This is a genomic window from Stenotrophomonas sp. GD03777 (genome assembly GCF_029842485.1).
GTDB classification, from domain to species: Bacteria; Pseudomonadota; Gammaproteobacteria; order Xanthomonadales; family Xanthomonadaceae; genus Stenotrophomonas; species Stenotrophomonas sepilia.
Genome location: NZ_JAOCGL010000045.1, coordinates 18,436 through 31,007 on the forward strand (window position 1 = coordinate 18,436; position 12,572 = coordinate 31,007).

At 66.9% G+C, this 12,572-nt stretch carries 12 protein-coding genes; 5 read left to right on the plus strand and 7 right to left on the minus strand.

The annotated features are described in order from the left end of the window. Positions 1 to 74: 74 nt before the first annotated feature. On the plus strand, positions 75 to 881 hold the full coding sequence (locus N5E02_RS11535) for a calcium-binding protein (RefSeq protein WP_184014279.1): 807 nt from the start codon (positions 75 to 77) through the stop codon (positions 879 to 881). A gap of 115 nt (positions 882 to 996) precedes the next feature. Here the strand turns inward: N5E02_RS11535 and N5E02_RS11540 are convergent, their stop codons facing one another. The 6 genes from N5E02_RS11540 to rpsU form a co-directional block, all read right to left on the minus strand. Then, positions 997 to 1,968 carry a bile acid:sodium symporter family protein gene (locus tag N5E02_RS11540; protein ID WP_065179432.1) on the minus strand — a complete coding sequence of 324 codons (972 nt, stop codon included), beginning with the start codon at positions 1,966 to 1,968 and terminating at the stop codon, positions 997 to 999. A 28-nt stretch (positions 1,969 to 1,996) separates the two neighbouring features. After that, a complete protein-coding gene (locus N5E02_RS11545; RefSeq protein WP_188239168.1) occupies positions 1,997 to 2,497 on the minus strand; it encodes a protein tyrosine phosphatase family protein in 501 nt (166 codons plus the stop codon). 27 nt (positions 2,498 to 2,524) lie between these two features. Continuing rightward, positions 2,525 to 4,264 carry a DNA primase gene (gene dnaG / locus N5E02_RS11550; RefSeq protein WP_188239169.1) on the minus strand — a complete coding sequence of 580 codons (1,740 nt, stop codon included), beginning with the start codon at positions 4,262 to 4,264 and terminating at the stop codon, positions 2,525 to 2,527. 61 nt (positions 4,265 to 4,325) lie between these two features. Further along, positions 4,326 to 5,246, minus strand: coding sequence for a YihY/virulence factor BrkB family protein (locus tag N5E02_RS11555; RefSeq protein WP_065186699.1), 921 nt, complete (start codon positions 5,244 to 5,246; stop codon positions 4,326 to 4,328). Between the two features lie 105 nt (positions 5,247 to 5,351). After that, on the minus strand, positions 5,352 to 5,795 hold the full coding sequence (locus N5E02_RS11560) for a GatB/YqeY domain-containing protein (protein WP_065179428.1): 444 nt from the start codon (positions 5,793 to 5,795) through the stop codon (positions 5,352 to 5,354). A gap of 133 nt (positions 5,796 to 5,928) precedes the next feature. After that, on the minus strand, positions 5,929 to 6,144 hold the full coding sequence (gene rpsU / locus N5E02_RS11565; RefSeq protein WP_002808376.1) for a 30S ribosomal protein S21: 216 nt from the start codon (positions 6,142 to 6,144) through the stop codon (positions 5,929 to 5,931). Positions 6,145 to 6,310: 166 nt separating this feature from the next. On the opposite strand from rpsU, the gene tsaD reads away from it, so the two are divergent. Then, the gene (tsaD, locus tag N5E02_RS11570) at positions 6,311 to 7,336 is read left to right on the plus strand and encodes a tRNA (adenosine(37)-N6)-threonylcarbamoyltransferase complex transferase subunit TsaD (protein ID WP_021202939.1); all 1,026 of its coding nucleotides are present in this window, start codon (positions 6,311 to 6,313) and stop codon (positions 7,334 to 7,336) included. A gap of 33 nt (positions 7,337 to 7,369) precedes the next feature. Here the strand turns inward: tsaD and N5E02_RS11575 are convergent, their stop codons facing one another. Further along, positions 7,370 to 8,035 carry a hypothetical protein gene (locus N5E02_RS11575; RefSeq protein WP_065186697.1) on the minus strand — a complete coding sequence of 222 codons (666 nt, stop codon included), beginning with the start codon at positions 8,033 to 8,035 and terminating at the stop codon, positions 7,370 to 7,372. Between the two features lie 359 nt (positions 8,036 to 8,394). Between N5E02_RS11575 and folB the strand changes: the two genes are divergently transcribed. The 3 genes from folB (at position 8,395) to N5E02_RS11590 (ending at position 12,385) form a co-directional block, all read left to right on the plus strand. After that, positions 8,395 to 8,748, plus strand: coding sequence for a dihydroneopterin aldolase (folB, locus tag N5E02_RS11580; protein WP_005415016.1), 354 nt, complete (start codon positions 8,395 to 8,397; stop codon positions 8,746 to 8,748). A 62-nt stretch (positions 8,749 to 8,810) separates the two neighbouring features. Next, positions 8,811 to 10,082, plus strand: coding sequence for a mechanosensitive ion channel domain-containing protein (locus N5E02_RS11585; protein ID WP_005415017.1), 1,272 nt, complete (start codon positions 8,811 to 8,813; stop codon positions 10,080 to 10,082). Positions 10,083 to 10,210: 128 nt separating this feature from the next. Continuing rightward, positions 10,211 to 12,385 carry a glycoside hydrolase family 3 N-terminal domain-containing protein gene (locus N5E02_RS11590; RefSeq protein WP_005415018.1) on the plus strand — a complete coding sequence of 725 codons (2,175 nt, stop codon included), beginning with the start codon at positions 10,211 to 10,213 and terminating at the stop codon, positions 12,383 to 12,385. The last annotated feature ends 187 nt before the right edge of the window (positions 12,386 to 12,572 follow it).

Consider the following 12,572-nt stretch of genomic DNA (forward strand, 5'->3'; position numbering starts at 1 on the left):
TGGGCTCTGCACTTGATCTCTTCCAGCGGCGTCGCCATTGCTGTTCCTGACCCCAAGGAAAGGAGCGAGCAGGGATGCATACGATCTTCCGTTGGACCACCGCGCTGATTCTGGCGCTGGGCATGGCCGTGACCGCGCATGCCGACGACACCGCCGCGCAGATCCGCCAGCACGCCGGTGATCACCGCCTGCTGGTGCTGGGCGAATTCCATGGAACCCGCGAGACGCCGCTGCTGGTGCGGCAGCTGGTGGATGACTACAGCCGCACCGGGCCGGTCCTGCTGGCGCTGGAACTGCCACGCGGGGAAACCTCCACGCTGCGCGATTACCTGACTTCCGATGGCGGGGAGAAGGCACGCCAGCATCTGCGCGGGCGTGCGTTCTGGACCGTGCGCGATGACCAGCATGATGGCCGTCGCAGCCGCGACATGCTGGCAATGATCGAAAGCCTACGCGTGCTGAAGTCGCAGGGACGTGTGATCGACGTCGTTGGCTATGACGTCAACGCCAGCAAAGGCGGCAACCAGGTACGCGATGACCTCATGGCAGCCGAGTTGCGGCGGCTCTATCGAGGCCTACCGGCCAATGCGCGCATGCTGGTGCTGACTGGTAACGTGCACGCGATGCTGCAAAGGCCGCAAGGTATGCCGCCAGAAATGCAGATGCATCCGATGGCGTCGCAGCTGCGGGACCTGGATATCTACAGCGTACGGTTGGGCGCGCAACGTGGTCAGACGTGGGGATGCGCGGGCGGTTGCATGGCGCGGCCACTTCGAGAGCAGGTTGCCACGGGGCCGCGGGTCGCTGCCGGTGCGGAACGGCCGTACGACCTATGGGTATGGATGCCGGAACTGAGCGTCGGGACGCTGGTGGATCCGTAGCGTCAGGCAAACCATCCACGCATGGCGTGGATCTACTCCGGATCACAGGTGTCAGCCGAGCGCGGGCTCGGCTCTACAACAGATCCACGCCATGCGTGGATGTCCTCCCGTCGGGTCAGGGCGCGCGCTTCGCGTACCGCTGCGCGATCACGCCGCAGACGATGAGCTGGATCTGGTGGTAGATCATCACCGGCAGCACGATGGCGCCGAGGCTGCCGCCGGCGAACAGCACCTTGGCAATCGGCACGCCGGTGGCCAGGCTCTTCTTCGAGCCGCAGAACACGATGGCGATCTCGTCCTCGCGGTTGAAACGCAGGCGGCGGGCGATGAAGGTGATCAGCGGCATGGCGATGCCGAGCAGCACGGCGGCCACGACCGCCACGGCCAGCAACGAGAGCAGCGGCGTCTTGCTCCACAGTCCTTCGGTCACCGCCTCGCCGAACGCCGAGTACACCACCAGCAGGATCGTGCCCTGGTCGGTGTAACGCAGCAGCGCGCGCTGCTTTTCCACCCAGCCGGCAATCCACGGCCGCAGCAGGTGGCCGGCCACGAACGGCACCAGCAGCTGCAGCATGATGCCGCCGATCGCATGCAGCGGGTCGTGCACGCCGCCGGAGGTGCCCGCCAGCGCGGTCAGCAGCAGCGGGGTCAGGAATACGCCGAGAATGCTCGACAACGAGGCACTGCACACCGCTGCGGGCACGTTGCCATGCGCCATTGAGGTGAACGCGATGGACGACTGCACGGTGGAGGGCAGGGTGCACAGGAACAGCACGCCCAGGTACAGCTCCGGGGTCAGCAGCCAGCCCGATAGCGGCTTGAACATCAGCCCGAGCAGCGGGAACAGGAGGAAGGTGCAGGCCAGGATGGTCAGGTGCAGCCGCCAGTGCAGCATGCCGCCAATGATCGACTCACGTGGCAGGCGCGCGCCATGCAGGAAGAACAGTGCAGCGATGGCGACGGTGGTGACATCGTCCAGGACGATGGCGGCGGCGCCCTTCATCGGCAGCAGCGAGGCCAGGCCGACGGTGCACAGCAGGGCGAGGGTGAAGTTGTCCGGTCGCAGGCGCGACCACCAGCGGGTCATGGTGGGCAGAGTCCTTGGTGCGGAGGGTTCAGGGTGAGGTGACCGGCGTGGCCAGGCGTTGGCGGGTGGCGGCTTCCAGCGAGGTCAGGCCAGCACGCTGGCCCAGCTGAAGGGCCTGTTCGGGGCTGGCATGTTCGTAGCGTGCGTTGACCAGGCCGAGCACGGCGCCGGCGCGGTTGCCGGACGCACAATGCAGCAGCACCGGCCCCTGGCTCTGCCGCAGGGCCTGGTGCACGGCGCGCACGTTGGCGGCATCGAGCCCCTCGGCACCGGCCACCGGAATGCGCACGTAGCGCAGGCCCAATGATTCGGCAGCGCGCGTTTCGTCGAAACCCCGGTCCTCGCCGGGCTGGCGCAGGTCGATCACGGTGCGCACGCCCTGCGCGGCAAGTTCGCCCAGTTGTGCGGCGGAGGGCTGGCCGCCGGTATACAGGCCCGGGCGGACTTCATTGAGCGGGCCATCTGCGGCCAGGGCCGCCAGTGGCAGGCAGAGCGACAATAACAGCAGGCAGGGCAGGCGCAGCAGCATGGTCTTCTCCGTGAGAACGGTCTGCCGCTACAGGCGCAGTCCGGCGCGGGCCTTCAGCAGCTCGCGCAGTTCGTATTTGTCAGTATCATCCAGGCCCTGCTGGCGCTGCTTTGCCAGCAACTCCTCCAGACGTTGCACCAGCAGCTGTTTCTCCAACTGGGCCACGGCATCGTGCAGTTCCTGGGTCCAGCTGGCCTCGGTGCCGGGCAGCGTCTGAGCGGCCAGCGTATGCAGCGACGTCTGTTCCTCGCGGCCGTCGAAGTGTTCCAGCAGGGCGCCGGTGCTGATGTCCGGGCGCTGTTCGACCAGCCCCAGCAGTTCCAGCAGCAGCTCCACGCCCGGCAGTCGCAGGCCCTGGAAGTGATGCTTTCCGCCCAGGGTCAGCGCCAGCGAAGGCTGCTGCAGCAGCACGGCGATCGCGCCGCGCACCAGGCTGCGCTTGGCCACCGGCTGGATCGTCCGATGTGGCTGGCGTTGCGGCACCGGCGCGCGCGTGGCCTGGGCTGTGCCACCGAGGCCGGTCAGCTGCGCCAGCTGCTGCTTCATCAGGTCGCCGAAGGCACCGTCGGGAATCTGCGCCAGCATCGGCTTTGCGCGTTCGGCCAGGCGCGCCTTGCCGTCCAGCGTGCCCAGGTTGATCTCGCGGGTCAGTTCATCGAAGAAAAACTGCGACAGCGGCGTGGCCTGCTTCAGGCGCTCGTTGAAGGCCTCGGCGCCTTCCTTGCGCACGATGCTGTCCGGGTCCTCGCCATCGGGCAGGAACAGGAAGAAGGCCTGGCGGCCATCCTTCATGCGCGGCAGCACCGACTCCAGCGCCTTCCAGCCGGCGCGGCGGCCTGCGGCGTCGCCGTCGAAGCAGAAGAACACGTCCGGTGCGTTGCGGAACAACAGCTCGGCGTGGTCCGGCGTGGTCGCCGTACCCAGCGTGGCCACCGCCTGGGTGACGCCGAACTGGAACAGCGAAACCACGTCCATGTAGCCCTCGACCACGATCAACCGCTCGATCTTCTGGTTGGCCTGGCGCACCTGCCACAGGCCGTACAGTTCGCGGCCCTTGTGGAACAGCGCGGTTTCGGGCGAGTTGAGGTACTTGGGGCCGTCGTCCTTCTCGAACACGCGCCCGCCGAAGGCGATCACCCGGCCACGGCGGTCGAAGATCGGGAACATGACCCGGTCACGGAACTTGTCGTAGACGTGGCCGCGATCGTTCTTGGAAAACAGGCCGGCGCGGTCGAGCAGCTTCATGCGGCGCTCGTCCTTGCCCAGCGCATCGCGCAGGCCGCTGTAGCCATCCGGTGCGTAGCCGATCTGGAAGCGCGCGCGGTTCGCTTCGTCCACGCCACGGCTTTCCAGATACGCGCGTGCCTTCTCGCTGCCTTCGAGGTTCTTCTGGAAGAACCTGGTGGCGGCGTCCAGCGCCGAATACAGCTCGCGGCTGTCGTCCTGCTGCTGCGGGCTGCGCGGATTCTCGTTGCGCGGCACTTCCATGCCGGCGCGCTTGGCCAGTTCATCCACCGCGTCGAGGAACTCGAGGCGGTCGTAGTTCATCAGGAAGCTGATCGCGGTGCCGTGCGCGCCGCAGCCGAAGCAGTGATAGAACTGCTTGGTCGGCGAGACCGTGAACGAGGCCGAGCGCTCGTCATGGAACGGGCAGCGTGCGGCGTATTCCTTGCCCTGGCGCTTCAACGGCACGCGGCTGCCCACCACCTCGACGATGTCGGTGCGGGCCAGCAGGTCGTCGATGAAAGCGTCGGGAATACGGGCCATGGGCAACAGGGCAGGGCGCGGTACAGGACCACGCGACGGAACCGGGGGCGGTTGCCCTAGTTTACCCCCTGTCGGGCACCTGGCTGGCGGTGGCCGGATCGATGCCGGCGGCGGCCAGGTGATGGCGCGCGCGCAGGCGCTCATCGATCACCGCGGTCATCAGCGCGCCAACGAAGAAGACCACGGTCGCGTAATAGATCCAGACCAGTGAGATCACCAGCGCGCCCATCGAGCCGTAGGCACTGCCGGGGGCCACGGTGGCGATGTAGACGCCGATGCCGTAGCGGCCCAGTGCGAACAGTGCCGAGGTGATGGCACCGCCGATGAAGGCCTGGCGCCATGCCACGCGGCGGTCGGGCAGGTAGTGGTACATGAAGGCGAACCCCACCGCGTACAGCAGCAGGCTGGTGACGTACCCCAGCGCGGGGAGGATCGAGGGCAGTTGCGCGAAGGCCACCTGCAGTACCGTGGTGGCAGTCATCGACAGGATCAGCAGGAAGCCCAGGGCCAGCACCACGCCGAACGAGAACACACGCTTGCGCAGCCAGGCCTTGATGCCCTCCAGGCGCTCGCCACTGGTGCGGAAGATCAGGTTGAGCGCGTTCTGCAGCTGCGCGAACACGGCGGTGGCGCCGACGAACAGCAGCAGCGTGCTCCACAGCCCCGCCAACGAGCCGACGTCGGGCTGGTTGTCGGCGTTCTTCAGGACGGTTTCGGCCACCGTAGCCGCGCTGCTGCCAGCCACCGAGCTGATCTGGTCGATCAGCGCCTGCTGTGCCGGCGGGTACAGCGAAGCGGTCAACCACAGCAGCAGCACCAGCAGCGGGGCCATCGACAGCAGGGCGTAGAAGGAAACGGAGGCGGCCTGGGTCAGCACGTCGACGTCGATGAAGCGCTTGGCCACCGCCATCGGAAAGCTGTCCTGCAGGCGCTTGAGGTACTTGTGCAGGGACACGGGAACGTTGGGCTCGGGTTCAACCATGGGTGTGGTTGTAGCAGGCGACCGACGAAGGTGCGGTGAAGCGGGTGCATCAATGGGGTCAGAGCCCTTTCGCGTTGCGAAAGGGATCCGACTCCGTGTACCGGATTACGCCAGCTGCTGCTTGACCAGCTTGGACACCAGGCCCATGTCGGCCTGGCCAGCGAGCTTGGGCTTCAGTGCGCCCATCAGCTTGCCCATGTCGGCCGGGCCGGAGGCGCCGGTCTCGGCGATGGCGGCCTGGATGGCGGCCACGATCTCGTCTTCGCCCATCTTGGCCGGCAGGTAGGCTTCGATGACCACGATCTCGGCGCGCTCGATCTCGGCCAGGTCTTCGCGGTTGGCCGCTTCGTACTGGCTGACCGAGTCCTTGCGCTGCTTGACCATCTTGTCGAGCACGGCGATCACGGCGGTGTCGTCCAGTTCGATGCGCTCGTCCACTTCGCGCTGCTTGATGGCGGCATTGATCAGGCGGATCACGCCCAGCTTGTGCTTCTCGCCCGCCTTCATGGCGGCCTTCATGTCTTCGGTGAGCTGCTGCTTCATGCTCATGAGGAACCTCGTGGTGGTAGGTGGGGCGGGGCGGATGCCCGAACCCGGAAACGCAAAAAGCCGGCGACGCTCGCGCGTGCCGGCTTCGGCTCCATCGCGACGGGCAGGCCCGCCGCAATGAAGATGCGTCCGATCAGTACAGGCGCTGACGCTTGGTGACGTCGCGCGACGAGCGGCGCAGCTGACGCTTCACAGCAGCGGCGGCCTTGCGCTTGCGCTCCTGGGTCGGCTTTTCGTAGAACTCGCGCTTGCGGGTTTCGGCCAGCACACCGGCCTTTTCGCAAGTGCGCTTGAAGCGGCGAAGAGCAAACTCGAAGGGCTCGTTCTCGCGGACTTTGACGCTGGGCATGGAATCTCCGGGACACAGTAGAACCGGGTCACGCCCGGCGAGCCGCACATTATAGCGGCGAATCGACAAACTGCAAGCGGCCAACCCTGAATACGGGCCGGCGGTTCGAAAGCAGTGAGATCTGCACGTCCCCCGAGGGGGCGGCAGGGGCGTCATAATAGCAGGCATGCGAGTCCTTGGCATCGAATCTTCCTGTGATGAGACCGGCGTGGCGGTGTATGACACCGACCTGGCCGGCAGCGCGGCCCTGCGCGCCCATGCGGTCTACAGCCAGATCGCCCTGCACGCCGAATACGGTGGCGTGGTGCCCGAGCTGGCCAGCCGCGACCACGTCCGCAAGCTGCTGCCACTGGTACGCCAGACCCTGGCCGACGCCGGCCTGGGCGTGGGCGATATCGATGGCGTCGCCTATACGGCCGGTCCCGGCCTGGTCGGCGCGCTGCTGGTCGGCGCCGGCGTGGCCCGATCGCTGGCCTGGGCGCTGGAGGTTCCGGCCGTCGGCGTACACCATATGGAAGGCCACCTGCTGGCTCCGCTGATGGAAGACGACCCGCCGGAAGCGCCGTTCGTGGCGCTGCTGGTGTCCGGTGGCCATACCCAGCTGGTGGCGGTGGACGCGATCGGCCAGTACCGCCTGCTGGGCGAAACCCTGGACGATGCGGCTGGCGAGGCCTTCGACAAGACCGCCAAGCTGATGGGCCTGCCGTATCCGGGCGGCCCGCAGCTGGCCAGGCTGGCCGAGCAGGGCACGCCGGGCGCGTACCGCTTCGCGCGGCCGATGACCGACCGCCCGGGGCTGGATTTCAGCTTCTCCGGCCTGAAGACCCAGGTCCTGATGGCCTGGCGCGACAGCGACCAGAGCGAGCAGACCCGCGCCGACATTGCCCGGGGCTTTGAGGACGCGGTGGTCGAGACCCTGTCGATCAAGTGCGAGCGCGCGCTGGAAGCGGCCGGGACCAATGTGATCGTGGTGGCCGGCGGTGTAGGTGCCAACAAGCGCCTGCGCGCCCGCCTGCAGCAGATGGCCGAGCGCCTCGGCGGCCGCGCCTGCTTCCCGCGGCCTGCACTGTGCACCGACAACGGCGCGATGATCGCCTTCGCTGGCGCGCTGCGGCTGCAGGCTGGCCAGCACAGCCCGCCGAAGGTGGATGTGACCCCGCGCTGGGACATGGCGACCCTGCCGGCGGTGTGAACCGGTAGCGTCGGGCCACGGCCGGCGGACGCATTACCGATGCACTACCAACGGCGACGCCGCCCATACCGTCGTCGCCCGCTCATGGCGCTGCAGCCACCCCAGGGTGTGCGGGCAGCGCGCATGGATCAGCCGCCCGATCGCGGCCAGATCGGCGCCGATGTCGCGCTCGAGGATGGGCTCGTGATGGGCGATGCGGTTGCGCAGGTGGCGGATGCGTCCGATATCCGCATGGATGGCTTTCCTGACGGCACTGGGATGAGCAGAGGGAGCATGCTGCAGAACCCTGCTGAGTGCGGGTATCCAAAGCGTGGAGTCGAAGCGACAGGTGAAGAGCTGCTGCCAGAACACCATCGGCAGGTTGGCGACGATCCCAGGTGTATCGGTTACGCGGCTGGCAAGTTGTTCCAGTACCGTGCGCGGAGAAGTACTGGATGAGGTTGGCAGCCTCCGTCGGAAGGCACCATTCCAGGGCCAACGCGGGCCATGCTGCCTGGCGAGCACAGCTGCAGCGGCGTTACGGGTGACCACTTCGCACAGATGGACCGGCATCATCAGTGCACTGCACATCCGCATGTTCCACAGGTACAGGGATTCGGCTGTGACGTCGGGGCTGCAGGTCGATGCGATTCTCTCGTAAGTAGACAGACGCTCCGCTGACAACGCGCGCCGCAGTACATCGTATGGAGCCATCGTCATGTGCGGTGGTGAAGGAGGGATCGATGTTCGCGAGAGTGGGCGGCGGCGACCATCAGGGAACGTCGTTGTCCGCGCGGCTGATTTTCTGCGTTTTGCCTCGGACGAATACCTGACCTGCCCTGTCGGAATTGGCCTTGACCGGCGATCTGGTCCTTGCCTAATCTGCGTGCCTGCGCCACCGGGACTCGCGGCTGGATTCCAGCTCCCCCCGGGGACAAACGGTAGTACCAAAGGGCCCTGCTAGTGGGGCCCTTTGTTTTTCCCGGCGCCGTCTCCCTGTCGGCCGCTCACCGCCCGTTCCGGGCAGGGTCACCGCCGTGCCGTTACCATGGCCGCCTGTATTGGCGCTGGTAACCGCAATGGACAAGGTTTTCATCGAGGGGCTGACGATCGACGCCCTGATCGGTATCTACGATTGGGAGCGACGGATCCGCCAGGACCTGGTGTTCGACCTGGAAATGGGCTTCGACAACCGTCGCCCTGCGGCCACCGACGACATCGCCCACACCCTGAACTACAAGGCGGTGAGCAAGCGCCTGGAGCAGTTCGTGCGCGAGTCGGAGTTCGGCCTGGTCGAGACGCTGGCCGAGCGCTGCGCGCAGATCGTGCTGGACGAATTCGACGTGAAGTGGCTGCGCCTGAAGCTGAGCAAGCCGGGCGCGGTGCGCGGCGCTCGCGCGGTGGGCGTGATCATCGAACGCTCGCGGGACTGATCCGGTAAATCCGGCCGCCGGCCGGCAACCCCAACAACAACGACAAAGCAAGGAGACAACGGATGGTGGATGCGGTGGTGGCGGTACAGTGGCTGGAACGGCTGCAGAACACACTGGAACCCTATCCCGGCGCCTACCTGGCGTTGATGATCTCGGCGCTGCTGATCGCCGCCGGCCTGGCCAATTGGGTGACCAAGCGCATCCTGCTGCGTGGCCTGCGGCGCCTGTTGCAGCGCCTGCCAGGTGCCGAGTCCGGCCGCGGCAGCCACTTGATGCGGGTGATTTCGCGCCTGTCCAACGTGGTGCCCAGCCAGGTGATCGCCTCGGGCATCACCCTCATCCCCGACCTGCCGCCCAGCCTGGTCAACGTCATCATCAAGCTGTGCATCGTGTGGGCCGTACTGACGGTGTCGATGGCGTTCTCGCATGCGCTGGACGCGGCCAACAGCCTGTACGAGCGCAAGCCCGATGCGCGCAACAAGCCGATCAAGGGCTACCTGCAGGTGGTCAAGATCGTGGTGTTCGTGGCCGCCGGCCTGTCCATCGTCGCCACCCTGCTTGGGGTGAAGCTGGGCCCGCTGGTGACCGGCCTTGGCGCCGCCACCGCGGTGCTGATGCTGATCTTCCAGGACACCATCCTGTCACTGGTGGCCAGCGTGCAGATCAGTGGCGATGGCCGCGTGCGCATCGGCGACTGGATCGAGATGCCCAGCCAGAACGCCGACGGTGACGTCATCGACATCGCCCTGCACACCATCACCGTGCAGAACTTCGACAAGACCATCACCACCATCCCGACCAAGAAGCTGGTGACCGAGTCGTTCAAGAACTGGCGCGGCATGCAGGAGGCCGGTGGCCGCCGGATCAAGCGCGCGCTGTACCTGGACCAGCACAGCGTCGGCTTCCTCGACGACGGCGACCTGGCCTTCCTCGGCGAATTCGCGCTGCTGCGCGACTACCTGCGTGAGAAGGAACAGGAGCTGGGGCAGTGGAACGGGCGCCTGCGCGAGCAGGGCGTGGCTGAGGTCAACAGCCGCCGCGTGACCAACCTGGGCACCTTCCGCGCCTACGTGGAGCGCTACCTGCGCAGCCACCCGGGCATCCATACCGACATGACCCTGCTGGTGCGGCAGCTGCAGCCCACCACCGAAGGCCTGCCGCTGGAGCTGTACTGCTTCACCCGCAGCACCGCCTGGAGCGAGTACGAGGCCGTGCAGTCGGACATCTTCGACCACCTGCTGGCGATTCTGCCGGCGTTCGGCTTGCGGGTGTTCCAGGCCTCCAGCGATGCCATGTTGATGGCCGGGCAGCGCCAGATGGCCGGCTCGGAGTAAGCTGCGGTGCTCCCGGTGGGACCATACGGGCCCCGCTGTTGGCTGAAACTGAACGAAGAAACCTCTCGCCAAATGGCTCGGGATCGCTAGAATGCCGGGCTTGTAAACGTTTTCATCAAGGACTGCCGGTGGCCTCCGATCGCATCGAATCCCTCATTGCCCAGATGACCGTCGAGGAAAAGGTCGGCCAGCTGGGTGTCTTCGCGGACATGGTCCGCCCGTTCGCCCCGGACGTGAACCCGGAAGCCAACGTGCGCAATGCCGACCAGGTGCTGCAGCAGGTGCGCGAGGGCAAGGTCGGCTCGCTGTTCAATGGCGTGGGCGCCGAGCTGGGCCGCCGCATCCAGCAGGTCGCCACCGAGGAGAGCCGCCTGGGCATCCCGGTGATCCTGGCCGCCGACGTCATCCACGGCATGCGTACCGTGTTCCCGATTCCGTTGGGCGAGGCCGCCAGCTTCGAGCCGGACCTGGCCGAGCGCACCGCGCGCGCCACCGCCATCGAAGCCACCGCTGCCGGCCTGCACTGGACCTATGCCCCGGCCGTGGACATCGCCCGCGACCAGCGCTGGGGCCGGGGTGCCGAAGGTGCCGGTGAGGACGTGGTGCTGGGTTGTGCGTTCGCCGCCGCCCGCGTGCGTGGCTTCCAGGGCAGCGACCTGCGCGCCGCCGATTCGCTGCTGGCCACGCCGAAGCACTTCGCCGCCTACGGCGCGGTGATGGCCGGCATGGAATACAACATGGTGGACATCTCGCCGCAGACCCTGCGCGATGTGCATCTGCCGCCGTTCAAGGCCGCCTTCGAGGCCGGCGCGATCACCGTGATGTCCTCGTTCAATGACATCAACGGCGTGCCGGCCAGTGCCAACGCTGAACTGCTGACCGACATCCTGCGCGGCGAATGGAAGTTCCCGGGCGTGGTGATCTCCGACTACACCGCCGACATGGAGCTGGTCGCCCACGGCTATGCCGCCGACGACCGCGATGCCACCGCCAAGGCGTTCACCGCCGGCCTGGACCTGAGCATGCAGAGCGGCTTCTACGCCGAGCACCTGCCGGGCCTGGTCGAGAGCGGCGAAGTGCCGATGGCGGTGCTGGATGAAGGCGTGCGCCGCATCCTGTGGCTGAAGGAAACCATCGGCCTGTTCGACGACCCGTACCGTTCGCTGGACCCGGCGCGCGAAGCGGATACCTCGCATATCGCTGCGCATGATGAACTGTCGCGCGATGCCGCGCGCCGTTCGATCGTGCTGCTGAACAACCGCGACAACGTGCTGCCGCTGCAGAAGACCGGGCAGAAGATCGCGCTGATCGGCCCGTTCGTGCAGGACCGCGAGAACATCGAAGGCTGCTGGACGCTGTTCGGCGACAAGCAGCGTTACGTCGACCTGGAAACCGGCGTGCGTGCCGCCATCGGCGACGAAGCGCTGCTGGAAATCGTGCCGGGCTGCGAACTGGAAGCGGCCATTCCGGGCGGTACCGAAGCGGCGGTGGCTGCCGCGCTGCGCGCCGATGTGGTGGTGCTGGCGCTGGGCGAACCGCAGCGTTACAGCGGTGAAGCGCAATCGCGCGTGGAGATCACCCTGCCGCCGGCACAGCAGGCACTGGCCGAGGCCGTGGCGATGACCGGCAAGCCGCTGGTGGTGCTGCTGCGCAATGGCCGCGCGCTGGCGCTGCAGGGCGCGGTGCGCAATGCGCAGGCCGTGGCGGTGACCTGGTACCTGGGTACGCAGACCGGCCATGCCGTGGCTGATGTGCTGTTCGGTGACTACAGCCCGTCCGGCCGCCTGCCGGTCAGCTTCCCGCAGGTGTCCGGCCAGCAGCCGTACTTCTACAACCACCCGCGCACCGGCCGTCCGGAGCTGCCGACCATGTCGGAGTTCAAGGCCCGCTGGCGCGAGATTCCGAACGAGCCGCTGTACCCGTTCGGCCACGGCATCGGCTACACCACCTTCGCCTACGGCGTGCCGCAGCTGAGTGCTGTGCAGCTTGGCTGGGACGACACCCTGACCATCACCACCACGCTGACCAACAGCGGTGATGTGGCCGGGGAGGAAGTGGTGCAGTTGTACATCCACGACCGCGTGGCCAGCCGCGTACGTCCGGTGCGTGAGCTGAAGGACTTCCGCAAGGTGGCGCTGCAGCCGGGGGAGTCCGCCGACGTGGTGTTCACCCTGACCCGCGAGCAGTTGGCGTTCACCGGCCGCGATGGCGTGCTGCGTGCCGAGCCGGGCCAGTTCGACCTGTGGGTCTGCGCCTCGTCGGCCGCCGGCGAAGCCGTGCAGTTCGAACTGCTGAAGGCCTGATCAGAAAAAGGGGACGGAGGGGATTAAGTCGTTTGTGCCACTAACGACTTAATCCCCTCCGTCCCCTTTTTGTTGCCGTCACTGTGGCGGCGCTACCATCGGGCTTCCTGTTTCGATGGAGTGCGCGTATGCGCCGGATGGCCTACCTGATTCCCGCTCTGCTGCTGGCGGCCTGTTCGCAGCCTGA